Below are 24,360 nucleotides of genomic sequence, written 5' to 3' on the forward strand. Positions count from 1 at the left end.
TTGTTTAATTTAATCTGATAAAAAGATGAGTAACAGAAGAATTTGGTTAAAACAAATTGGACTAGGAACTATTGGCCTAGGACTTTACCCTTTTGAAACCTTTGCCAACGGCACTACTGAGCCTATAATACCCTATATCGATAATTCACCCATATTGCTGCGTTCCAACGAAAACCCTTATGGTCCGTCACCAAAGGCACGGGAAGCAATGGCCAAAAGTATCAACATCAGCAATCGATACGGATGGAATCTTTCACCGGAACTCATTACGCTGCTGGCAAAAAAGAATACGGTTACAGAAAACAATATTCTTTTGGGTGCCGGTTCCACCGAAATTTTAGATTTAGTACTTCAATATACCGCATTGCAAAAAGGCAATTTTATAATCGCCGAAACGACCTTTGATTACTGGACAGCTCCTGCTGAAAAATTAGGCATAAAAAAAATCACTGTTCCCTTAACCAAAGATAAAAAACATGATTTACCTGCGATGCTAAAAGCCATTGATAATGACACCAAAATGGTTTACATCTGCAACCCAAACAACCCGACGGGAACGCTATGTCAAAGAGAAGAACTGATTTCTTTCATCAAAGAAGCCACTCAAAAAACACTTGTTTTTGTAGATGAAGCTTATATCGATTTTACAGACGAGCCATCGCTAAGTGATTTAGTGGTCTCCAATAAAAATCTGATTATTACCAAAACTTTCTCTAAAATGTATGGCCTGGCAGGCGCCCGTATTGGCTATGCTCTCGCACATGCTGCCACGATTGAGGAATTGAGCATTTTGAAATCGTCTCCCAACTTATCCCTCAGTGTTGTCTCTATTGCCGCGGCGATTGCCTCTCTAAACGATGAAAGTTTCATTCGTCAGGTACGCACCTCTAATGAAGAAGTAAAAAAATATACCATAGCACAACTTACACAACTCAATTTAACCTGCATCCCTTCGTATTCTAATTTTATTTACTTCTCATTAGAAAATTACAAAAAGGACTATTTCCAGCAATTGAAAGACCACAACATATCAGGAACAAGAATTTACGAAGAAAACGGCAAATGGACCCGAATTACCATAGGCACCATGAAAGAAATGCAACGATTTATTCAAGCCCTAAAATGACATCAGAGAAAAGATCCCCGCTGTTTTGTATCCTAATTAATGTTGGTTATTTTTTAGAAATCCAATTCAAATAAATTATAATCCTTACTTTTGGAGTCAGAATTAATTCTTCAAAAAAGCCTTTTATTTATGGAAATCCAATCCAATTTTTCTTTAAAAAACTACAATACTTTTGGCATCGAAGCCAAAGCTAGACAATTTGTTGCCGTACATACGGTTGCTGAACTGAAAACTATTTTAGAAGAAAACAAAGACGAACAGAAATTTATTTTAGGCGGAGGAAGCAATATGCTTTTAACCAAAGACATCGACGCTTTGGTCATTCATATTGATTTAAAAGGAAAATCGATCCTCAAAGAAGACGATGATTTTGTCTGGGTTGAAAGTCAGGCCGGTGAAACCTGGCACGACTTTGTTCTTTGGACCATCGACAATAATTTCGGAGGTTTAGAAAACATGTCACTTATTCCCGGAAATGTGGGAACCACACCGGTACAGAATATCGGTGCTTACGGAACGGAAATCAAAGACACTTTTGTTTCGTGCGAAGCGATCAATATTGCCACTCAGGAAATAAAAACGTTCACCAATGCCGACTGTAAGTTTGGCTACAGAGAAAGTGTCTTCAAAAATGAGGTAAAAGACCAATATATCATTACCTCAGTCATTTATAAACTAACGAAACGCAATCATAAAATCAACATCTCATACGGAGATATTACCGCTGAACTGGCTAAAAATAACATCACTGTTCCTACCTTAAAAGACGTGAGCAATGCTGTAATTGCGATTAGACAGAGCAAATTACCGGATCCAAAAGAATTAGGAAATAGTGGAAGCTTCTTTAAAAATCCGATTTTATTAAAATCTGATTTCGAAAAAATACACCAGAAGTTTCCTCAAATGAAATATTACGAGGTTTCGGAAACCGAAGTAAAAGTTCCGGCTGGCTGGCTGATTGAGCAAGCTGGTTTTAAAGGAAAACGTTTTGGTGATGCCGGAATTCACAAAAATCAAGCCCTGGTTTTAGTCAATTATGGCAATGCCACTGGACAAGAAATTCTGGCGGTTTCCAAAGATGTTCAAAAAACTGTTTTTGATACCTTTGGAATTCAGATTGAAGCCGAAGTAAATGTGATTTAAAAATTGGATCTTTAGATTGTTGGATGGTTAGACTTCTAAGATATTTAGATTATTAGATTTTAATATTAGAATCTCAGTATCTCAGTATCTTTGACGAACCTCTGAACCTTTACTTCTTTGCCTCCTTGAACCTAAAAAAGAAAAAAATGTACACACCTGACTTATACAAAAACGAAGATCCGGAATCGATCCGAGCTTTTCTAAAAGAAAACAGTTTTGGCATTCTGATCAATCAGACACACGGAAAATTATGTGCCACACATATTCCGATAGAACTTGAAGTGAATTCGGACGGAAAAGAAATTTTACAAGGCCATCTTTCCAAACTCAATCCGCAAGCAGAAGGTTTTGCCGAAAACGATCAGGTATTAGCTGTTTTTACAGGTCCGCACAGCTACATTTCATCGTCCTGGTACGATCATGAAAATGTTCCAACATGGAATTATATAGCGGTACATGTTTATGGTCGAATCAAAATTGTCGACGAAGCCACTTCTATAGAACAGCTAAAAAAATTAGTCGACAAATACGAAGCGAATTCTGTGAATCCGGTTCGGGTTGAAAATTTATCTGCCAAAACCATGCGGGAAGCCAGAGGTATTTTTGGCTTCGAAATTGAAATTGACGAAATTCAGGCTACTAAAAAACTCTCCCAAAACAGGGACGATCACAATTATAAAAACATAATTTCGGAGTTAGAAAAAACCGAAAACCCTCAGGCTATTGCTGTTGCAAAAGAAATGGCAAAATGCCGAAAGTAAATCCGTTTTCAGTATTGAAAATTAGGATTTCATGAGTACATTTGCACTCGCAAGATTCAGAAATTAAAAGACATTAAAATCAGATGCTTATAACTTTATTTTACTTCTTTATTGCTATCGTTTTCATTCAGATTTTCTATTACTTAGGGATTTTTGGAAAGTTCGCTTTCGGCAAACCTCAGGAAATAACTCCAAAGAAAATTCCGGTATCTGTTATCGTTTGCGCAAAAAATGAAGAAGAAAATGTAAAAAAGTTCATCCCCCTTCTTGCGGAACAAAACTACCCTGATTTTGAAATTGTTTTAATTGATGATGCCTCAAGTGATGAAACTCTGGAGGTTTTTGAAGAATTCGAACAACAATACAGCAATATTCGTCTGGTAAAAGTGCAAAACAATGAGGCTTTCTGGGGAAACAAAAAGTATGCATTAACTTTAGGAATCAAAGCTTCAAAAAAAGACTACTTACTTTTTACCGATGCCGATTGTTATCCAACCTCAACAGAATGGATCACTGCAATGACTTCAAGATTCACCATGAACAAAACGATTGTTTTGGGCTATGGCGGATATGAAAAAGTAGAACGTTCTTTATTAAACAAAATCATACGTTATGAAACCGTTTTAACGGCTGTTCAATATTTTTCATGGGCCAAACTGGGACTTCCTTACATGGGTGTTGGTCGAAATTTAGCCTATAAAAAGGAAGAATTTTTTAATGTAAACGGTTTTATCGAGCACATCCAGATTCGTTCAGGTGATGATGATTTGTTTATCAATCAGGCCGCAACTAAAAACAACACTACCATTGCTTACAACCCTGAAAGTTTCACTTATTCTAAACCAAAGGAAACTTACAGAGAATGGTTTACTCAAAAAAGAAGACATGTTTCTACCGCCGAGCATTACAAATTTTTTGATAAAATGCAATTGGGGCTGTTTTTTACCTCACAATTATTTTTCTTTTTATCAGCAATTGTATTGCTAGCATTTCAGTTTCAATGGATCGCTGTATTGGCTATTTTAGCAACACGTTACACTGTAGCATGGATTGTTATAGGATTTTCTGCGGGCAAATTAAAAGAAAATGACCTGAAAGTTTGGTTTCCTGTTGTTGAAATCATTCTTATATTCACGCAAATTAATATCTTTATAACTAATATCTTTTCAAAACCGGTATATTGGAAATAAATTCTAAAATAGAAAAAGCTAAAAAAGGCGATCAGATCGCCTTTACTTTTTTATTAGATTATTTCTGGAATGAAGTTTACAGCTTTATGCTGAAGCGTACCGAAAACGAAACCATCGCCGAAGATATCACCATCGAAACCTTCTCTAAAGCTTTCGACAAAATAGCCAGTTACAATTCCGAATTTCAATTCAACACCTGGTTAATTGCTATAGCAAAAAACGTTTATATTGATTTGTTACGTAAAAAGAAAACCAGTCTTTTTATAGAAATCACAGACAACGAAGACCAACAGGCCTACAATATTGCCGACCCTACTCCTTCTGCCGAAGATGCTTTAATTAAAGAACAAAATCTTTCGCGCCTGCTTCAATGCATTAAAGAATTAAAACCTCACTACCAGGAAGTCATCCAGCTTCGTTATTTCCAGGAAATGACTTATCAGGAAATAGCGCTGAAAATCAACGAACCTTTGAGCAATGTCAAAGTAAAATTACTTCGCGCTAAAAAATTACTAGCAGAAATCATCGAACGCAACAGATAATTTATTATCTTTAGGTAAAGAATAAAATATCCACGTATTTTTTCTTAAAAAACCTATTTATCCACATACTAAAACAACAACATCTCCGTTGTTAGCTAAAACCAAAACCGTACTGCCTATGATTTAACGTTACCTAACCTTAAAATCCAAAAATCATGACTAAATCAAACATCTACGAAACCAATTGGACCGATCTTGTTTTCGAAAACAAGAACAAAGAGTACGGCGCTTATCAATTACGCCAGGAGAGTTCAAAAAACACAGTTACAGCTTTATTTATGGGATTGCTATTATTGGCAGGTCTGGGAAGTGCGTCGGTGTTGATTAACAAATTTGGAACACATGGCCCCGTAGAAACAGGACCAACCGTTCTTACTGACCCCATAACACCTGTAGATCTAACTCCGATTCAGGTAAAACCTGAACCACCGGCACCACCTGTAGCGCCTCAGCAGACTGCAGCTGCGTCACCCGTTACCAGTACACAATTGGTAAATCCGGTTGTAACAGCCGCAACTCAGGCCACACCCGATGTTATTGCAGTAAACACAGACAATCATCCTGTTGTTGACAATGCAAATACCGGAACAGGAAATGCCGTAAATGCATTACCAGCAAGTGGCGGTGGCGTAGAAACTACAGCTTTAACCGGAGAAAGTAAAGATCCTGTTAATGTATCCATCTTAGACAAACTACCTGAATTTCCGGGAGGAATGACTAAGTTCTATACTTATGTAGGAAACAATTTCAACAGACCGGAACTGGATGCTGAAAAAACCTTAAGAGTGTATGTATCTTTTGTAATTGAAAAAGACGGTTCCATTACAGACATCATGGTAAAAAACGATCCGGGATACGGAATCGGAAAAGAGGCCATCAGGGTATTAAAATCATTAAAAACAAAATGGAGCCCGGGTATTTTAAACGGAAAACCTGTTCGAACTGCTTATAACCTTCCAATCACAATAAAAACAGAATAACAAAACAATAAAAAACGAAAAAGCAGAACTTAGGTTCTGCTTTTTTATTTCATTAAGCACCAGCCCATTCTTAATTAAATCCCGATGCAGTAAAAAAAATTAACAAAATAAGTTACTTTTACTGCTCCTTAGGAGAAAAATCAAATCTATTAAAATTAAAAACTAAAAAATGGGAATATTTTCAGCTATTCTAGGTAATGCCGGCTCTGTTAGCCAGGAGGAGTTAGTAAAAAAATACGGGCAGCTTTTAACAGACAGAGAAGAAATCGAAATGGGTTTTAAACTGCTTCGTGATACTTTTATCTTCACGAACAAAAGATTAATTCTGGTTGATGTACAAGGATTAACAGGAAGCAAAACAGAATACAAATCTATCGCTTACAAAAGCATTACACGTTTTAGTGTAGAAACAGCAGGAACTTTTGATTTGGATGCCGAACTAAAAATCTGGGTGGCAAGTGAATTACAACCAAGCATTGTAAAACAATTCAACAAATCGGTAAATGTGTACGATGTACAAAAAGTACTGGCATTTCACGTTTTAGGTTAAACCTTATACAACAAACCCGACAGATTTTAAAAACCTGTCGGGTTTAGTTTACGCGACTCAAGATAAAATTATTTTTTCTTTTTAGCAGGAGCTTTCTTCGCAGGAGTTCCTTTTTTAGCCGGAGCTGTATTTACAATTTTCTGCTGTACATACGGTTTATACAAACCATCTTTCTCCGCTCTTTTCTTAGCATCTTCAGCTCTTTGTTTTGAATCCGGATGTGAACTCATCATCTGATCGATAAAGGAAGCTTCATTACCTTCACTCATCTTAGCTAGAATTCTAAAGGCCGATTCTTCAGCATTTACATTGTAACCGTTTTTCTTTAAAAATTCATAAGAAAACAAATCGGCTTCTGCTTCTTGCTTACGGCTAAACTTACTATCGATAATAGCACTACCTATTTTACCCAACTGACTGTCGGTAACACTTGCAATCGTAGCTGATTGAGAAGCAGCTCCTTCTAACAAAGCTTCTTTTCTATAAGCCGCTTTAATTGCGTCTCTGGAATCCTGATTCGCTACGTGACCAATTTCGTGACCAATTACTGCCAGTAATTCATTGTCATCCATAATATCCATCAATCCTGAATATACGCGTACGCTTCCATCAGCAGTTGCAAAAGCATTAACCTCTTTTACTTTATAAACTTTATAATTTAAAGTGTAACCGTCACCCGCAGTATGTTTTCCAAAAACTCTGTTCAATCTTAGAGTATACGGATCAGTCGCAGCTGCAACCTGATTTTCAGCATCCATTTTATCAACAGCAGCTTTTGATAAAGCAGCGGCATCAGCATTGCTAAAAGTAAAACCGCTAACTCCTTTTTGAACAGCACCCAATGCTTTTTCACCAAAATTAATCTGCGCATTTATTTTTGTAAAACCAAAAGCGGCAAACAAAACTCCCAATACTATAAATTTCTTTTTCATGTTTTATATGATTACAATTTAACAACAAATGTAGTACAAAGCCAATTCCATTTGAATTGCATTTCGACTAATTTTTTAACAAATAAAGATATAAATTTTAAATGAGTAAAAATGAGCAGTCAAACAAAATCGTCACTCTTACTCGAATTGGCAAACAAAAAAGAGGCATTTTATTCCGCATCAATGCTTTAAAAATAAAATTTTAACACACTTGCACGATTATTACCAAAAGTGCGTTATAGAAACTCCAAGTCTGTCAGTACCAAATTAAATCTTAAACGAATCTCCAAATAAACTACATTGCTTATCTTTGTACTTTGAATTTTGATATATGGAAACAGTCACTGAAAATATACCAACAGGAAAACCTAAATGGTTAAAGGTTAAACTTCCTATTGGACAAAAATACACTGAACTTCGTGGTTTGGTAGATAAGTATAGTCTAAACACTATTTGTACTTCCGGAAGCTGCCCAAATATGGGAGAATGCTGGGGTGAAGGTACCGCTACTTTTATGATATTGGGAAATGTATGTACCCGTTCCTGTGGTTTCTGCGGTGTAAAAACCGGACGCCCTGAAACGGTAGATTGGGATGAACCTGAAAAAGTAGCCCGTTCTATAAAAATTATGAACATTAAACATGCCGTAATTACAAGCGTAGACAGGGATGATTTAAAAGACGGTGGCTCAATTATCTGGATTGAAACGGTAAAAGCAATCCGAAGAATGAATCCGAGTACGACTCTTGAAACCCTGATTCCTGATTTTCAGGGAATCGAAAGAAATATAGATCGTATTGTTGAGGCCAATCCTGAAGTGGTTTCGCACAATGTTGAGACTGTTCGTCGTTTGACTCGTGAAGTACGTATTCAGGCAAAATACGATCGTAGTCTGGAAGTCTTACGTTACCTGAAAGAAAAAGGAATCAACAGAACCAAATCCGGAATTATGCTTGGACTTGGAGAAACTGAAGAAGAGGTTTTTCAAACGATGACTGATTTACGAAATGCAAATGTTGATGTGGTTACTATTGGGCAATACCTTCAACCAAGTAAAAAACATTTGCCTGTAAAAGAATTTATAACACCTGATCAATTTGCCCGTTATGAAAAATTTGGTCTTGAATTAGGTTTCCGTCACGTAGAAAGCGGACCACTGGTTCGTTCTTCTTACAAAGCACAAAAACACATTTTATAAAAAAGTCTAACCGTTTATTTGTTCAATCGTTTAATCGTAAGTACGGTTAAACCAGTCGACGATTAAACGATGTAACAAACAATCGAAAAGCTTGAAAACAAGAATTGCTATAAACGGTTTTGGAAGAATAGGCCGAAATTTATTTCGCTTACTTTTAAACCATCCTGAAATTGAAGTAATTGCCATTAACGACATTGCTGACAACAAAACCATGTCGCATTTGATAAAATACGACAGTATTCATGGAGTCTTACCTTTTAAAGTCAGTCATGACGAGGAAGGAATTATTGTTGATGGAAAACATTTTTTCTTTTTCCATGAAAAAAGTATCGCTAATCTGGATTGGAAAAGTCACCAGATAGATTTTGTAATTGAATCAACAGGAAAATTTAAAACGCACGAAGAACTAAACGCCCATATCGAAGCCGGAGCAAAAAAGGTAATCCTTTCGGCTCCATCAGAAGTTGATACCATCAAAACAGTAGTATTAGGAGTTAACGAAGCCATTCTTGACGGAAGCGAAAACATTGTTTCCAATGCAAGCTGTACGACAAACAATGCGGCTCCAATGATAAAAATCATCGATGAATTGTGTGGAATTGAGCAGGCTTATATCACAACGATACACTCTTACACCACAGACCAAAGTCTTCATGACCAACCACATAAAGACTTACGTCGTGCAAGAGGTGCAAGCCAGTCGATTGTTCCAACAACTACAGGTGCAGCTAAGGCATTAACAAAAATTTTCCCTAACTTGCATCATAAAATCGGAGGATGCGGAATTCGTGTTCCTGTTCCCGATGGTTCCTTAACAGACATAACGTTTAACGTAAAACGTGCTGTTACGATTGAAGAAATAAATAAAGCATTTGAAGAAGCCTCAAAAACAAATTTAAAAGGAATACTGGATTACACAGAAGATCCAATCGTTTCTGTTGATGTAATTGGCAACACACATTCGTGTTTGTTTGATGCTCAATTAACTTCGGTTATTGACAAAATGGTAAAGGTTGTGGGTTGGTACGATAACGAAATTGGATACTCATCAAGATTGATCGATTTAATTTTACTAATAAGAAAAACCTAAGATTCATTGTAAAAGCATTGCCATACATGAAACACTATCTTTTTATTGTTGTTTGTCTATTAAATTCGTTTTTGTACTCTCAATCTAAAAAGAGTACGGATAGCGTTTCCTATTATAACAAACTAACGGACACCAATCTCAGCAATAAAAAATACGAAAAGGCAATTTATTACACCGAGAAATCAATTGACTTTTGTGAGGCCAACAATAAATTAGAAAACCTGGCCAATCAGACTTTTAAGCTTGGAAAAATTTATTACCAGCAAAAAAATTATGCAGAAGCTCTAAAAAACTTTCACAAAAGCGTTGCTCTGTTTGAAAACACAAAGCCAACCTGCACAAAAGTTTTGGCATTGCACTATATTGGCTTAACCAATACCACAAAAAGCAATTACGAAACTGCGGCAATCTACTACCGAAAAGCCGAAGAGCTTTTAAACCAGCTAAAGATTAAGGATCATGCTGAAATACTAAGCTATCAAAAAGCAATAGCTTTAAAAACTGCTAAAAACCTGCCTTTAGCAGCTGAAACTTTTCAAAAAATAACACAACGGCCGGACAATACTGAGATCCTAAAAACCAAAACCGATTCGTATTATCAACTAGGCTTAATTGAAACACAACTGAAACGAAATGATTCGGCTATCGTTTATTTTGAAAATGCTTTAAATTATAATGCCAAAACAAATAATCTGGCCCAAAAATCAAAAATTGTTCTGGCCATCAGTCAGTATTACCGACAAAACAAAAAATTTGATCTTGCTTACTCGTACCTGGAAGAACATTATCAGTTAGAGAATTACGTCTTAAAGCTAAAAAACACTCAAACGGATCACGATGAATTTGAAAAATTCAAGAAAAACGAGTCCTTAAAAGCCAGTATTAAAAAGGAAAGTGAAGAGAAAATTCAGTTAAAAACCTACCGATATTCTAAACTGGTAAGTATTCTGGCCATTGCTCTTATTTCGATCTTATCTCTTTTGAGTTTAGCATTGTACAAAAACAATATTATTAGAAATCAGAATAATTTACTGTTAAGAGAGAAAAACAAAGAACTCATTTTGGCCAAAAATAAAGCTGAAAAGGCATCTAAAGCCCGATCTGAATTTTTATCGACAGTAAGTCATGAACTGCGAACTCCTTTAAATGCCATTAACGGAATCACTCATTTATTACTGGAAGATAACCCGAAGAAAAAACAACTAAAATATTTAGAGTCTTTGAAGTTCTCAGGAAATTACCTGACTACTTTTATCAATGAGATTCTGGAAATTAATAAAATTGATTCGACAAAGGTCGAAATAGAAAACATAAGCTTTAATCTGAAAGAGCTTCTTTTTAACATTCAGAGTTCATTAAAGGAACTGGCTACCGCCAACAAAAACTACTTTAACCTTGAAATAGACGAGGCAATTCCGGATAATATAATTGGGGACCCTACAAAGCTGTCCCAAATCATCCTGAATTTAATCAATAATGCTTTAAAATTTACTCAAAACGGACATGTCAATGTAATTGCAAAATTATATGAATTGGAAGAAGACAACACAACTATTTACTTCGAGATTGTGGACACCGGAATTGGCATCCCGGAAGATAAGCTTCAGACTGTTTTTGAAAGTTTTTCACAAGGATCGATAGAAGTAAACAGAAAATATGGCGGAACCGGCCTTGGACTTACGATTGTCAAAAAACTAATTGAGCTCTTAGGAGGAGAAATCAAACTAAAAAGCGAAGTTGGCAAAGGTTCAACTTTTACATTCAAACTAAATTTTAAGATCAATAAAGAACAATTGAAAACGATTGAAGAAATAAAACCATACAACGACGTACAATTAAACAACAAATCAATTCTATTGATCGAGGACAACAAAATCAATCAAATGATTACTCGAAAAATGCTTGAAAATAAAAACATCAGCTGCGAAATCATCGACAATGGTGAAGATGCAGTTGAGCTTTTAAAAGTAAAACGTTTTGACATGATCCTCATGGACGTTCACTTACCGGGAATCAACGGAACAACAGCTACAAAACTTATCAGAGAGTTTGACAAAACCACTCCGATTATTGCTCTTACCGCTATTTCACTAGATGAAAACAGAGACATGCTGTTGTCTTACGGAATGAACGATGTGATTACAAAACCATTTGTTCCGGACGAATTCTACAGTATTATAGCCCGATTTTTTTAGAAAGGTGCTAGGAGCTAAGACTCTACGCTATTAAGTTTTTTTGCACATACTCCAGAATCGCAGTATCAAAATTCTGACTGTTATTGATAAAGGTACTTTTTATCGGCAGATAGTACAATTGTGAAATCAATTTGGAATCTTTCAGCCGAACATAGTCTTTTTCTGTTGTAATGATTTTTCTATGATTGGCTTTTTCCAGAATATTTGCCACATCTACATCAGAAAAATGATGATGATCAGGAAAAGTCAAACAGTCCTCTTTTTCATTTTTCAAATAATCAAAAAATGGTGTAGGTTTTGCAATTCCGGCTAAAAGCAATTTTGATTCTGATTTAATATCTTTTACAGCAAGTTGCTCTTCTTCATTATAAACAAAATCATCATAGTTAATAAAAGTAAAATACAGCTGCTGGGAGCTCCTTAACTTCAATTTCGACCTGATTTCTTCCTGCTTTCCTTCAGACAGTTCTTTTGGACATTTTGTTATAATTACAATATTGGCACGATCCGCTCCGCTTCTACTCTCACGCAAATTTCCGGTTGGCAGCATAAAATCATCTGCATACAAATCGTCATATGAACTTAACAGAATATAAAACCCGGCTTTCACTTTTCGGTGCTGGTAGGCATCGTCTAACAAAATCACTTCGGGTTTTTCTTTTTGCGAAAGCAATTGTGTAATTCCGTTTCTTCTGTTCGCATCAACGGCCACCTGAATATTGGGAAACTTTTGATAAAACTGAAACGGTTCATCGCCTAAAATTTCGGCATTAGAACTTTCACTCGCCAATACATAACCTTCTGATTTTCTTTTGTAACCCCTGCTTAAAGTGGCAACTTTATATTTCTGAGACAACAATCGGATCAGATATTCTATTTGTGGTGTTTTACCTGTACCGCCAACACTAAGATTTCCAACCGCAATAACCGGAATATCAAATGAAGTCGATTTTAAAATTCCTTTGTCGAAAAGAAAATTTCTCACTGCAGTGACACATCCGTATAAAATCGCAAACGGAAAAAGTATTTTTCTAAGTACATTCATTCTACGAAAGTATAATATTTTTCGTTAATTTGTTTCAAGTTTACACCACAAGACAGGACTTAAAACCTGAAATAAAACTAAAAAATGAAAATCAAAGAAATATTAGCTGTTCTGGAAGAAATGGCTCCTTTGGCTTATGCCGAAGATTTTGACAATGTTGGACTCTTAGTCGGTGATACCGAAACGGAAAGTACCGGAGTTTTAGTTTGCCATGATGCTTTAGAAACTGTAATTGAAGAAGCAATAGCCAAAAACTGTAATCTGGTAGTTTGCTTTCATCCTATTTTATTTTCGGGAATTAAAAAAATAACAGGTAAAAACTATGTGGAGCGTGCCATTTTAAAGGCTATCAAAAACGACATCGCTATTTATGCCGTTCATACGGCATTAGACAACCATTCTCAGGGAGTTAATAAAATATTTTGTGATGCCTTAGGCCTGATCAACACTAAAGTTTTAATCCCTAAACAAAGTTTCATTCAAAAGTTGGTTACCTACACCACCCCTGATAATTCAGAAAAAGTTCGCAATGCTATGTTTCAGGCCGGCGCGGGTACAATTGGAAATTATGACAACTGTAGTTTTAATACCGAAGGCTTTTTTACTTTTCAGGGAAATGAAAACAGCAATCCTGTAATTGGAGAGAGAGGAAAACTACACACGGGAACTGAAATAAAAATCGAAGTCATATTTGAAAAACACTTACAGTCTAAAATTTTAAAAGCTTTATTTGCCAGCCATATTTACGAGGAAGTAGCTTATGAAATATATGATCTGAAAAATTCCCATCAAAATATTGGATTGGGAATGGTTGGTGAATTTGAAACTGAAATGGATGAAAAAGACTTTTTATATTCCGTAAAAGACAAAATGATTGCAGACGGAATTCGTCATTCTGCTTTTTTAGGAAAAAAAATAAAGAAAGTCGCTGTTTTAGGAGGCTCAGGAAGTTTTGCCATAAAAAATGCTATTCAGGCGGGGGCAGATGCTTTTTTAACTGCCGATTTAAAATACCATCAATTTTACGAAGCAGAAAACCGACTTCTTTTAGCCGATATTGGTCATTTTGAGAGCGAACGGTATACAAAAAACTATATTGTTGATTATCTTCGAAAAAAAATCCTTAATTTTGCCATCATTTTATCAGAAGAAAATACAAATCCAGTTAAGTACTTATAAGAATATGGCGAATACGAAAGAATTAAGTGTTGAGGACAAGTTAAGAGCAATATACGATTTACAGCTTATTGACTCCCGAATTGACGAAATCAGAAACGTAAGAGGAGAACTTCCTTTAGAAGTAGAAGATTTAGAAGATGAAGTTGCTGGTTTAAGCACGCGTTCAGAGAAACTGAAAGGAGAACTTGAAGTGATTGAAGAGCAAATCAAAGGGAAGAAAATTGCCATTGATGAGCACAAAGAGGTGATCAAAAAATACACGAAACAACAAGAATCAGTTCGTAATAACAGAGAATTTAATTCTTTGACTAAAGAGGTTGAATTTCAGGAATTAGAAATTCAATTGGCTGAAAAGCAAATCAAAGAAATGAAAGCTTCTATCGAACATAAAAAAGAAGTTATTTCTAATTTAAAAGAAAAACTTGACGCAAAAAGTTCGCATTTAAAACATAAAAAATCTGAACTGGATGCAATTATGGCTGAAACTCAAAAAGAAGAAATCTTCTTAACTGAGAAATCAGCAGAGTTTGCTTCACAAATCGAAGAGCGTTTATTAGCTGCTTACAACAGAATCAGAAGCAGTGTTCGTAATGGTTTAGCGGTAGTATCTATCGAAAGAGGAGCTTCAGCGGGATCATTCTTTACAATTCCTCCACAAACTCAGGTGGAAATTGCTTCAAGAAAAAAAATCATCACTGATGAGCACTCTGGAAGAATTCTGGTTGACAGCGCATTAGCTGAAGAAGAAAAAGAAAAAATGGAACAATTGTTCTCTAAAATCTAAATAACTGTCCCGATCTGATCGGGACTTTTTTTTGTACCTAAGTACTATTTCTTTGCCACGAACTACACAAATTTTGCCAATTTCTATTTTGATACATTAAAGAATAAAAATTCGCGCTAAATTTGTGTAATTCGTGGCGAAACTTTTTTAGGTTGATTCCCGAATATTATTTTTATCACTAAATTATTTGTTTTGGGAATTAAAAAAGGAATCCGTTTTATCACTTTAAAATCGGTTGGGTCTTATATTAACTTTTTGAGCTATGTTCGTCCGCAAAAAGCGATGGAACTTTCTTATGCCCTTTTTAGCCAACCCAGAATTGGAAGACTAAAGAAAGAAGCACTGCCCAAAGTATTAAGAAATACAGAAACAGAGACGTTTCATCATAATGAACATCATTTTCAAACGTATATCTGGAAAGGTAACGAAACCAAGATATTGCTTGTTCACGGTTGGGAAAGTAATGCTTCGCGTTGGAAAAAAACCTTACCGCACCTTCAAAAATCAGGCAGTACCATTATCGCGATTGATGCTCCGGCACACGGGCAAAGCAGCGGTAAAGAGTTTAACGTTCCGCTATATGCTGAATTTATCAATAAAGCGGTCGAAAAATACCAGCCTGCCATTATTATTGGTCATTCCATCGGTGGCGCAGCATGTGTCTATCATCAGTATTTGTTCCCTAACACCAGCATCAACAAAATGGTCATTTTGGGAGCACCGTCTGATCTAAAAACACTGATTGACAATTACATCTCAATGTTAAGCCTGAACACCAAAATGTTTTCGCTTTTGGAAAGTAAATTCATGAATCGTTTTAATTTTAAACTGGAGGATTTTTCAGGACAGCGATTTGCCTCAGAATTTAATGTTTCGGGGTTAATTGCACACGACACTTCAGACAAGATTGTTGCTTTTGAGGAGGGCAAAAAAATCGCCAGTAATTGGAAAAACAGTCAGTTTATCGAAACTAAAGGCTTGGGGCACGGAATGCATGACGATGAATTGTATCAAAAGGTTATTGAGTTTTTGTTTGCTTCTTAAAAAGGTTCAAAGATGCAGAGGTGCAGAGATGCAAAGGCTTATCTAAGACACGAAGTCGTTGATAACTTTAAATCAAAGCCAAACAATCTAAAAATCCAACCATCTAAAAATCTAAAAATTTTGTTTGCCTCTTAAAAAGGTTCAAAGATGCAAAGGTATAGAGGTGCAAAGGCTTATCTAAGACACGAAGTTGTTGACAACTTTAAATCAAAGCCAAACAATCTAAAAATCCAACCATCTAACAATCTAAGGATCTAAGAAGTCTAACCATCTAAAAATCTAAAAAATTTTGTTTGCTTCTTAAAAAGGTTCAAAGATGCAAAGGTACAGAGGTGCAAAGGCTTATCTAAGACACGAAGTTGTTGACAACTTTAAATCAAAGCCAAACAATCTAAAAATCCAACCATCTAACAATCTAAGGATCTAAGAAGTCTAACCATCTAAAAATCTAAAAAAAATGATCGCTGTAATTTTTGAAGTAATTCCAAACGAAGGAAAAAAAGAAGAGTATCTGTCTATTGCCGCAAGTTTACGACCAGAATTAGACAAGATAGAAGGTTTTATATCAATCGAACGCTTTCAGAGTTTAAATGATCCTGAGAAAGTTTTGTCATTGTCATTCTGGAAGGATGAAGAAAGTGTTCAACAATGGAGAAATTTAGAAATGCATCGCCACGCACAAGCCAGAGGACGTAAAGAAATTTTTAAAGATTATCACTTACGAATTGCCGCCGTAGTTCGGGATTACGGAATGTTTGACCGCAATGAAACCCCTGCAGACAGTTCAGATTTTCATGCGAAGTAAAGGTTCTGAGGTTCTGAGGCACTGAGGTTCTAAGATTAAAATCTAAGAATCTAAGAAATCTAACCATCCAACAATCTAAAAATCTAAGAAGTCTAACAATCTAAGAAGTCCAAATTTTGACTACTTTTGCACTATGGAAGAGAATTTAAAACGTCTGAATAAATTTATAGGAGAAACAGGATATTGTTCTCGTCGTGAAGCCGATAAACTTATTGAAGAAGGACGCGTAACAATAAATGGTGCTGTACCGGAAATGGGAACGAAAGTTTCACCGGATGATGAAGTACGTATTGATGGAAAGCTGATTGTCGAGAAAAACGAAAAAATGGTTTATTTAGCATTCAACAAACCTGTTGGAATTGAATGCACGACCAATCTCGAGGTTCGAAATAATATTGTAGATTATATCAATTACCCTAAACGTATTTTCCCGATTGGACGTTTGGACAAAGCGAGTGAAGGATTGATTTTCATGACTAATGACGGTGATATTGTCAACAAAATTCTACGCGCACGAAACAATCACGAAAAAGAATATACCGTTACGGTTAACAAACCTATTACAGATCGTTTTATACAGCGAATGGGAAATGGTGTTCCAATTTTGGACACGGTTACCCGAAAATGCAAAGTAGAACAAATTAGTAAATACACCTTCAAAATTATTCTGACACAAGGTCTGAACCGTCAGATTCGTAGAATGTGTGAATATTTAGGATACGATGTAACTGCTTTAAAACGTATCCGAATCATCAACATCTCATTGGATGTTCCGGTGGGTCGTTATCGTGATTTAACCGATGCTGAAATTAAAGAACTGAATCATTTGATCGCACCGTCCAGTAAAACAGAGGAAGCCAGTCTCCCAAAAGAGGAAGCTCCAAAACGAAGAACCGAATTTATATCGAAACACGATCCCCGATTTAAGAAAAGAGGAGACTATTAAAATATTCGCATAAAAAAATCCCTTTCGATAAAACGAAAGGGATTTTCTTTAATATTAGAAATTGTTTTTTTTATCAGAACCACCTTCTTCTTTTGAATAAAAACACTCCGACTGATGATAAGATAACAGACACTAAGAGAAGAATCCAAATACCGTACTTACTTTCTTCCAGACCATTCGGCACATTCATTCCATACAAGCTCGCTATTAAAGTAGGAATCATCAGAATAATAGAAATCGAAGTCATTTGCTTCATAATATTATTCATGTTATTGGAAATTACTGAAGCATAGGCATCCATCATACCTGTCAAGATATTGCTGTAAATATTTGCAGTGTCCTGAGCCTGACTTAATTCAATATCAACATCTTCCAGCAAATCCGGATCAAAATGCTCTCTTTGAGCTTTTAAATTTTTGATTCTGTGAAATAAAACATCATTCCCTTTTAAGGAAGTAATAAAAAACACCAGACATTTTTCAATCTGTAAAAGCGCCTGTAATTCCTCGTTCTTGATCGATTTCTCCAGGTTGTCTTCGGCCAGTTTTATCTTTTGATTGATCTGCTTTAAATATTTCAAATACCAGACACTTGACGACAGCAGTAACCTCATCACTAAATCGAAATTGTCTTTGATTACTATATTTTTTCGTCTTGTATATTGAAGAAAATCAGAAACTATCTCGGTTTCATAAAAACTAATCGTAACGCAAACATCATCTTTAAAAATCAAACCCAAAGGTATGGTTTGAAAAGGAAGCTTAACATCATTACTTTTTATAGGAACCCTCATGATAAACAAAGTCCAGCCGTCTTCAGACTCCATACGGGGTCTTTCGTCGATATCCTCAATATCGTTATAAAAAGCTTCAGGAATCTGAAGTTCTTCCAGTAAGTACTTTTTTTCTGTTTCTGAAGGAGATTCAATGCTGATCCAGCAGTTTGGAGTCCATTCTTGTATCTCGATTAGTCCGTTGTTGTTTTTGTAAAAGGCTTTCATTTCAAAATTGCAGGTGTTTAGCGTAGCATTTTGAAGAAATTCAAAAGCTACTTTAATTAAATACTAACGAATAATAATCGTCCATTGGAGAAGTTTTTTTAGTGCTGCAAAAGTATCCTTTATTTTTAAAACGAAAAACTTTAAAGTACTAATTAATTATTAAAAAACCGCCCTATATAAATTCTATAGGACGGTTTTTGCAAATATTTACTACTTTTTTTCTACAAATTCGTAATAAAGTGCTTTTGAAAGAAAAGGATCGTCCTTGTGGTCTTCTACACGATTCTCTTCCAGATAACCTTGCCCTTCCCCAACAATATTTATTGTTGAAAAGTAAGCATTCCGACTTTCATCATTAAAATGCAAGCTTCTTAAAAACCACGGCTCAATTCCTTTATTTACCGAGACATTGTAGTTTGTAATTAGATTTCCCCAGTTTACAAAACTGCATAAAAGTATCGTCCCGTAAAAATACCAGACCATTTGGTTAAAAAGATAAGCATTTGTTTTTTGTTTAGTAATTTTTATGAAAGTAAAAATCAGCCCAATTACCGATAAAATTAGAAAAGCATAAACCCCCAGTCTTTTATAAGTTAATCCAAAGAATGCGACATATTCTGAGTTTTTAATAATAGTGCTCACTATCAGCACACCATTTAAAACAATCCATACTTTAGCCAGCTTTTTTAGACGAGCTGCTTTTTTATCAAAATTAAATCCTCCTTTAAAATAAAACAGTATCACTCCAACCGCCATAATTATTGAAAAAATTACAGCATTTACTCTTTCGTGAGTAGCTGAACTAAGTTTAGAAGTCTCGACAGCCTCGAAAAATTGCTCATAATTGTAGGTGATGATAAAAACCAAAAGCATAAAATTTAATAAGATTAATGTAATCTCCCCACTTTTTCTTTCAAAATCCAGATCTAAAAACGAAAATGTTTGCTGATTCTTTATATCAATTACATTATCAAACTCATTGTCTAAAAGTTTATTTTTCTCGTAGCACACTTCAGGAACCCAATAATTCCAAAAACTAAATGAAATGTAAAATCCTACAGTCGCTATCAGAAGTACTTCGAAAATATCAAGATCTAAAGTATAGTCCGTTAATAAGGAGGAGAAATGCTCACTTCCAAAAGAATAGGCTGTAAAAAATACCACCAGAAAAATGAATGGGATAATAACGTATGCGACTAATTTCTTTGCAAAATTGTTGTGAATTTGTCTTTCCGGAAGCCATTGGCTGAACATAAAAACACGTCCTAACGTGGCGAAAGCGTTTAAAAATACAAGCGGAAAAATCTGAAGTATCTTCAGTTCCGGATCCTGTATTCTAAAATGCAGGAACAAAACAGACATGGAAAGTGCCAAAAAAGAAGGAAAATCTCCGTACCAGGCAAAAGCTATACACGACAAGACCGACGTAACCACCAAAATCAAATGAGATCGGTCAGTAAACTTATCCTGAAAAAAATAACAAATCAGGCCGATTAACAATAGTCCAAAAATGGCGAGGTTTACTCCCATTGATTCATGGTAAAAAAGCAGCGTAAAAATCAAACTGCAGGCTGGGATAACTTGGTGTTTTTTCATTGTTGTTGAATTTATGTATTAGAAGTCAAGTAGTTTATCGTCCCTTTTATTGGTTTTCTATGCAATATTTTCGTGACGATTTTATTATTACAATTTAAAAGTACTTTGTGTTTCAAAGTTATTAGACAAAAAAATATAGCTCTTACGATTTCATTAATTTTTCGAGAAAAGAAAGGTGCTCTTTGAAAGCCGCACGCCCTCTGGGAGTTACCTGGTAAGATGTTTTAGGTTTCTTGCCAACAAACTCTTTCTTGACTTCAATATATTCAGCCTTTTCAAGAGCTGAGGAATGACTTGCCAGATTTCCGTCCGTAATATTCAGCAGATTTTTCATTTCAGTAAAATCTACCCACTCGTTGACCATCAAAATGGACATAATACCCAATCTGACACGACTTTCAAAATCTTTATTTAATTTATCAATAATTCCCATCGAATGGATTATTTATATTTTTTGAACATTATTAATCCGTACAAGATATGCAAAATACCAAATCCAATGATCCAAAAAATCAAACCGTATCCAATTAAAAAAAGAGAAATAAATCCTAAAACTAATTCGCAAAAGCCCAAATACTTAATATCAGAATAGGTATACTTTTCAGCGTTTATCAAAGCCAGTCCATAAAAAATTAAAGTAGCCGGCGCAATTAAACCATAAACTTCATGATAAATTAGTGCCAGACAAAATATACCTCCAGCCAATAATGGAATGGTTAAATTAAAAAGCATGTTTTTGGTTGCCGATGTCCAAATAGGCAAATCATACTTTTTGCTTTTTCTAACAGTAAAAAGCAAACCAAACGTAAAAGCTACCGCCAAAATAATTAAACCAGTCAACACTAACTCTGAAACTAAATTAGCAGAATATTGTTGTCCATAATCTCCACCAAAATACTCGAGACCGTTTGCTTTAAACAATTGGTAAACATATAGTCCTCCAATTAAAGCCGAAAGTCCCGCAAATACTCCTGAAAGGCCGCTTAATGATATAAATCTTGAAGAGCGCTCCATCATGGAACGAATATGGGCTAAATCTTCTTGGTGCTTCTGATTCATAAATAAAGTACTTTGAGATACAAAGTTATGTTTTATTTTGAATTGACAAGCTAATTTTTGGAAAAATTTCGCAAAGATGCGCGGAGATCCCACAAAGATTCATAAAGATTTTTATCGTATTACTTTGTGTAATCTCTGTGAGCCTCTGCGGAACCCAAAAAATCCCACGAAGACTCACAAAGCTGGCACAGAGATGCACAGAGTCTTTTTTTCGTTCTTTTCTAAAAAAAAATCCAAATCCCAACTTTATAAAACATGGATAGTCCCTATAGGACATTTTTTCTTATTTTTTCTACCAAAATGTGACTCCTAACGGAGTTTATATTGTAGCGAATAAATAAACGCTAACAACAACAGATAACTTACTTTTTTCTGCAGATATGTGACTCCTAGCGGAGTCTATATCGCAGACAATAGGTAATTACAACATAATAGCCATTACAGCATTTTTCTACACTAACATTAAACTCTTGAAAGAGCTTATCCCATAGGAATCAAATAAAGGTAACACAACAACTAACCTGATTCGTCTTGTCCCGTAGGGACTACACCTTGAGATTCCAACATTAACTTCACCCCATCCAAAAAAAAGCCCGTTCTCTCGAACAGGCTTTAATCTAAAATTTATTTCTACACTATTAATTCTTAGCGCTTCGCATCTTTCTTGCTAAAAGTGTATTTTTCAACAACATTGCAATGGTCATTGGCCCCACTCCACCAGGGACCGGCGTAATAAATGATGACTTTTTACTTACTCCGTCGAAATCAACGTCTCCTGTAATCACATAACCTTTTGGATGCGAAGCATCTTCAACTCTTGTAATTCCAACGTCAATTACGACCACCCCATCTTTTACCATGTCGGCTTTTAAGTAATTTGGCACTCCTAATGCCGTGATAATAATATCAGCACTTCTGGTATACTCCTCAATGTTTTGGGTTCTGCTGTGCGTTAGCGTAACTGTAGAATCTCCCGGATTTCCTTTACGGCTCATTAAAAGACTCATTGGTCGGCCCACGATATGACTTCTGCCAATAACAACAGTATGTTTTCCTGCAGTTTCAATATTGTAACGCTCTAACAACTGCATAATTCCAAATGGTGTTGCAGGAATAAAGCTGTCCATCTCTAAAGCCATTTTTCCAAAATTCGCAGGATGAAAGCCGTCAACATCTTTGTCGGGATCAATAGCCATTAGAATTTTTTGTTCGCTGATGTGTTTTGGCAAAGGCAACTGAACAATAAATCCGTCCAGATTATCGTCTTCATTCAGTTCTTTAATTTTTGCCAGTAGTTCTGTTTCTGTAATTGTTTCGGGTAAACTCACCAAAGTCGAATCAAAGCCTATTTGCTGGCAAGATCTCACTTTACTTCCTACGTAAGTTAAACTTGCTCCGTCAGTTCCAACGATTACTGCTGCCAAATGAGGTACTTTCCCTCCGGCATCTTTTATCGATTGAACTTCGGCTGCAATTTCGTTTTTAATGTCTTCAGCTGTTTTTTTACCGTCTAGTAGTTGCATTGTTTTATTTTAGTTTCTGATTTAAAATTTCCGGTTTCACGTTAAAAGCGAAACACCTATTTATATTAATCAAAAAAGTTTCAAGTTGTAGTTTCATAACCTGAAACCTTAAACTTGAAACTTTTTTATTTTATCTCGGCATTCCGCCTGGCATTCCTTTCATTCCGCCCATCATCTTCATCAGATTTTTTCCGCCCGGACCCTGCATCATCTTCATCATCTTGCTCATTTGGTCAAACTGCTTCATTAACTGATTTACCTGCTCGACTTTGGTTCCGGAACCTTTAGCGATTCTGGCTTTTCTTTTCACGTCGATTATCGAAGGTTTACTTCTTTCTATCGGGGTCATCGAGTGGATGATCGCCTCAATATGTTTAAAAGCATCATCTTCTATCTCTACGTCTTTCATGGCTTTTGAAGCACCCGGTATCATTCCGACCAAGTCTTTCATGTTACCCATTTTCTTTACTTGCTGAATTTGCGTAAGGAAATCATCAAAACCAAATTCGTTTTTAGCAATTTTCTTTTGAAGTTTTCTGGCTTCTTCTTCATCAAATTGCTCCTGTGCTCTCTCTACAAGCGACACAACGTCACCCATACCTAAGATACGCTCAGCCATACGATCCGGATAGAAAACATCAATTGCTTCCATCTTCTCACCCGTACCTACAAATTTGATCGGTTTGTTTACAACCGATTTAATCGAAATTGCAGCTCCACCACGTGTATCACCATCTAATTTTGTTAAAATAACTCCATCAAAATTCAGGATGTCATTGAAGGCTTTTGCAGTATTTACAGCATCCTGTCCTGTCATAGAATCTACAACAAACAAGGTTTCCTGAGGCTGAATTGCTTTATGAACACGAGCAATTTCGTCCATCATTTCCTGATCTACTGCTAAACGACCGGCTGTATCGACAATCACTACGTTAAAACCGTTAGCTTTTGCATGTTTGATTGCGTTTTGAGCAATTTCAACAGGGTTTTTATTTTCCGGCTCTGAATAAACCTCAACGCCTATTTGATCTCCCACAACATGTAACTGATTAATCGCCGCAGGACGGTAGATATCACACGCTACTAAAAGTGGTTTTTTATTTTTCTTTGTCTTTAAGAAATTGGCCAGTTTCCCTGAGAAGGTTGTTTTTCCCGATCCCTGAAGTCCTGACATTAAAATAACAGAAGGATTTCCGGAAAGATTAACACCGGCAACATCACCACCCATCAATTCGGTTAGTTCGTCTTTAACTAACTTCACCAGTAATTGTCCCGGCTGAAGCGTTGTTAAAACGTCCTGACCAATTGCTTTTTCTTTTACTTTAGTGGTAAAATCTTTAGCAATTTTAAAGTTAACATCGGCATCAAGTAAGGCACGACGAACTTCTTTTAAAGTATCGGCAACGTTTACTTCTGTAATTTTACCGTGTCCTTTTAATATATGGAAGGCTTTATCTAACTTATCACTTAAATTATCAAACATACTTTTTTCTTTATTTGAAGTGCAAAGATAATCTAATTAGGCATTTCAGGCAATTTTTATTTAATCACATTTAAACTTGAAGTGTACGCTAATTTTACCGCAAGGAGCGCAAAGTTTTACGCAAAGCTCGCTAGGTTTTTTTTGCTTGTAAAGATGCGAAGTCCCAATATTTTTTCCTGCTGATTTAGC

At 35.7% G+C, this 24,360-nt stretch carries 23 protein-coding genes; 15 read left to right on the forward strand and 8 right to left on the reverse strand.

The genetic code is table 11. The features are described 5' to 3' along the window. Positions 1-25: 25 nt before the first annotated feature. From hisC to C245_RS0101750, 7 genes are all read left to right on the forward strand, one after another. Positions 26-1,126 (forward strand): histidinol-phosphate transaminase, encoded by a 1,101-nt coding sequence (hisC, locus tag C245_RS0101720; protein ID WP_017494860.1) that lies wholly within the window; start codon positions 26-28, stop codon positions 1,124-1,126. A gap of 129 nt (positions 1,127-1,255) precedes the next feature. Continuing rightward, positions 1,256-2,269 carry a UDP-N-acetylmuramate dehydrogenase gene (gene murB / locus C245_RS0101725; protein ID WP_017494861.1) on the forward strand — a complete coding sequence of 338 codons (1,014 nt, stop codon included), beginning with the start codon at positions 1,256-1,258 and terminating at the stop codon, positions 2,267-2,269. Positions 2,270-2,415: 146 nt separating this feature from the next. Next, positions 2,416-3,030: an FMN-binding negative transcriptional regulator gene (locus C245_RS0101730; RefSeq protein ID WP_017494862.1), complete on the forward strand. Its 615-nt coding sequence runs from the start codon at positions 2,416-2,418 to the stop codon at positions 3,028-3,030. A gap of 83 nt (positions 3,031-3,113) precedes the next feature. Beyond that, positions 3,114-4,220: a glycosyltransferase gene (locus tag C245_RS0101735; RefSeq protein WP_017494863.1), complete on the forward strand. Its 1,107-nt coding sequence runs from the start codon at positions 3,114-3,116 to the stop codon at positions 4,218-4,220. After that, on the forward strand, positions 4,211-4,762 hold the full coding sequence (locus C245_RS0101740; RefSeq protein ID WP_017494864.1) for an RNA polymerase sigma factor: 552 nt from the start codon (positions 4,211-4,213) through the stop codon (positions 4,760-4,762). The genes C245_RS0101735 and C245_RS0101740 overlap by 10 nt, the downstream gene beginning before the upstream one ends. Before the next feature lie 155 nt (positions 4,763-4,917). After that, the gene (locus C245_RS0101745; protein ID WP_017494865.1) at positions 4,918-5,742 is read left to right on the forward strand and encodes an energy transducer TonB; all 825 of its coding nucleotides are present in this window, start codon (positions 4,918-4,920) and stop codon (positions 5,740-5,742) included. 169 nt (positions 5,743-5,911) lie between these two features. Further along, on the forward strand, positions 5,912-6,292 hold the full coding sequence (locus C245_RS0101750; protein ID WP_017494866.1) for a PH domain-containing protein: 381 nt from the start codon (positions 5,912-5,914) through the stop codon (positions 6,290-6,292). Between the two features lie 68 nt (positions 6,293-6,360). Here the strand turns inward: C245_RS0101750 and C245_RS0101755 are convergent, their stop codons facing one another. Continuing rightward, entirely contained in the window at positions 6,361-7,224 is an 864-nt protein-coding gene (locus C245_RS0101755; protein ID WP_017494867.1) for a M48 family metalloprotease, read from the reverse strand. Positions 7,225-7,555: 331 nt separating this feature from the next. On the opposite strand from C245_RS0101755, the gene lipA reads away from it, so the two are divergent. The 3 genes from lipA to C245_RS0101770 all read left to right on the forward strand — a co-directional run bounded on the left by lipA (position 7,556) and on the right by C245_RS0101770 (position 11,707). Beyond that, the gene (gene lipA / locus C245_RS0101760) at positions 7,556-8,422 is read left to right on the forward strand and encodes a lipoyl synthase (RefSeq protein ID WP_017494868.1); all 867 of its coding nucleotides are present in this window, start codon (positions 7,556-7,558) and stop codon (positions 8,420-8,422) included. A gap of 91 nt (positions 8,423-8,513) precedes the next feature. Then, positions 8,514-9,512 (forward strand): type I glyceraldehyde-3-phosphate dehydrogenase, encoded by a 999-nt coding sequence (gap, locus tag C245_RS0101765; protein ID WP_017494869.1) that lies wholly within the window; start codon positions 8,514-8,516, stop codon positions 9,510-9,512. A gap of 26 nt (positions 9,513-9,538) precedes the next feature. Further along, positions 9,539-11,707, forward strand: coding sequence for an ATP-binding protein (locus C245_RS0101770; protein WP_017494870.1), 2,169 nt, complete (start codon positions 9,539-9,541; stop codon positions 11,705-11,707). A gap of 22 nt (positions 11,708-11,729) precedes the next feature. On the opposite strand, the gene lpxK is transcribed toward C245_RS0101770, so the two are convergent. Further along, positions 11,730-12,752, reverse strand: coding sequence for a tetraacyldisaccharide 4'-kinase (lpxK, locus tag C245_RS0101775; RefSeq protein WP_017494871.1), 1,023 nt, complete (start codon positions 12,750-12,752; stop codon positions 11,730-11,732). A gap of 84 nt (positions 12,753-12,836) precedes the next feature. Between lpxK and C245_RS0101780 the strand changes: the two genes are divergently transcribed. The 5 genes from C245_RS0101780 (at position 12,837) to rluF (ending at position 17,510) form a co-directional block, all read left to right on the forward strand. Then, positions 12,837-13,931, forward strand: coding sequence for a Nif3-like dinuclear metal center hexameric protein (locus C245_RS0101780; RefSeq protein WP_017494872.1), 1,095 nt, complete (start codon positions 12,837-12,839; stop codon positions 13,929-13,931). 4 nt (positions 13,932-13,935) lie between these two features. After that, positions 13,936-14,715 (forward strand): zinc ribbon domain-containing protein, encoded by a 780-nt coding sequence (locus C245_RS0101785; protein WP_026109806.1) that lies wholly within the window; start codon positions 13,936-13,938, stop codon positions 14,713-14,715. Between the two features lie 192 nt (positions 14,716-14,907). Beyond that, the gene (locus C245_RS0101790; protein WP_017494874.1) at positions 14,908-15,759 is read left to right on the forward strand and encodes an alpha/beta fold hydrolase; all 852 of its coding nucleotides are present in this window, start codon (positions 14,908-14,910) and stop codon (positions 15,757-15,759) included. 457 nt (positions 15,760-16,216) lie between these two features. Then, positions 16,217-16,564 (forward strand): antibiotic biosynthesis monooxygenase, encoded by a 348-nt coding sequence (locus C245_RS0101795; RefSeq protein ID WP_017494875.1) that lies wholly within the window; start codon positions 16,217-16,219, stop codon positions 16,562-16,564. 133 nt (positions 16,565-16,697) lie between these two features. Continuing rightward, the gene (gene rluF / locus C245_RS0101800) at positions 16,698-17,510 is read left to right on the forward strand and encodes a 23S rRNA pseudouridine(2604) synthase RluF (RefSeq protein WP_017494876.1); all 813 of its coding nucleotides are present in this window, start codon (positions 16,698-16,700) and stop codon (positions 17,508-17,510) included. A gap of 73 nt (positions 17,511-17,583) precedes the next feature. Here rluF and C245_RS0101805 read toward each other — a convergent pair whose 3' ends face one another. The 6 genes from C245_RS0101805 to ffh all read right to left on the reverse strand — a co-directional run bounded on the left by C245_RS0101805 (position 17,584) and on the right by ffh (position 24,171). Then, the gene (locus tag C245_RS0101805) at positions 17,584-18,510 is read right to left on the reverse strand and encodes a magnesium transporter CorA family protein (RefSeq protein ID WP_017494877.1); all 927 of its coding nucleotides are present in this window, start codon (positions 18,508-18,510) and stop codon (positions 17,584-17,586) included. Positions 18,511-18,720: 210 nt separating this feature from the next. Then, positions 18,721-20,106, reverse strand: a complete 1,386-nt coding sequence (locus C245_RS0101810; protein ID WP_017494878.1) for a DUF4173 domain-containing protein — start codon at positions 20,104-20,106, stop codon at positions 18,721-18,723. A 142-nt stretch (positions 20,107-20,248) separates the two neighbouring features. Further along, positions 20,249-20,539 (reverse strand): transcriptional regulator, encoded by a 291-nt coding sequence (locus tag C245_RS0101815; RefSeq protein WP_017494879.1) that lies wholly within the window; start codon positions 20,537-20,539, stop codon positions 20,249-20,251. Positions 20,540-20,547: 8 nt separating this feature from the next. Beyond that, positions 20,548-21,165: a hypothetical protein gene (locus C245_RS0101820; protein ID WP_017494880.1), complete on the reverse strand. Its 618-nt coding sequence runs from the start codon at positions 21,163-21,165 to the stop codon at positions 20,548-20,550. A 638-nt stretch (positions 21,166-21,803) separates the two neighbouring features. Beyond that, positions 21,804-22,688: a bifunctional 5,10-methylenetetrahydrofolate dehydrogenase/5,10-methenyltetrahydrofolate cyclohydrolase gene (locus C245_RS0101825; RefSeq protein ID WP_017494881.1), complete on the reverse strand. Its 885-nt coding sequence runs from the start codon at positions 22,686-22,688 to the stop codon at positions 21,804-21,806. 130 nt (positions 22,689-22,818) lie between these two features. Continuing rightward, positions 22,819-24,171, reverse strand: coding sequence for a signal recognition particle protein (gene ffh, locus C245_RS0101830; RefSeq protein WP_017494882.1), 1,353 nt, complete (start codon positions 24,169-24,171; stop codon positions 22,819-22,821). Between the last annotated feature and the right edge of the window lie 189 nt (positions 24,172-24,360).

It is taken from the genome of Flavobacterium sp. WG21, assembly GCF_000335775.1.
Taxonomy (GTDB): Bacteria; Bacteroidota; Bacteroidia; order Flavobacteriales; family Flavobacteriaceae; genus Flavobacterium; species Flavobacterium tructae.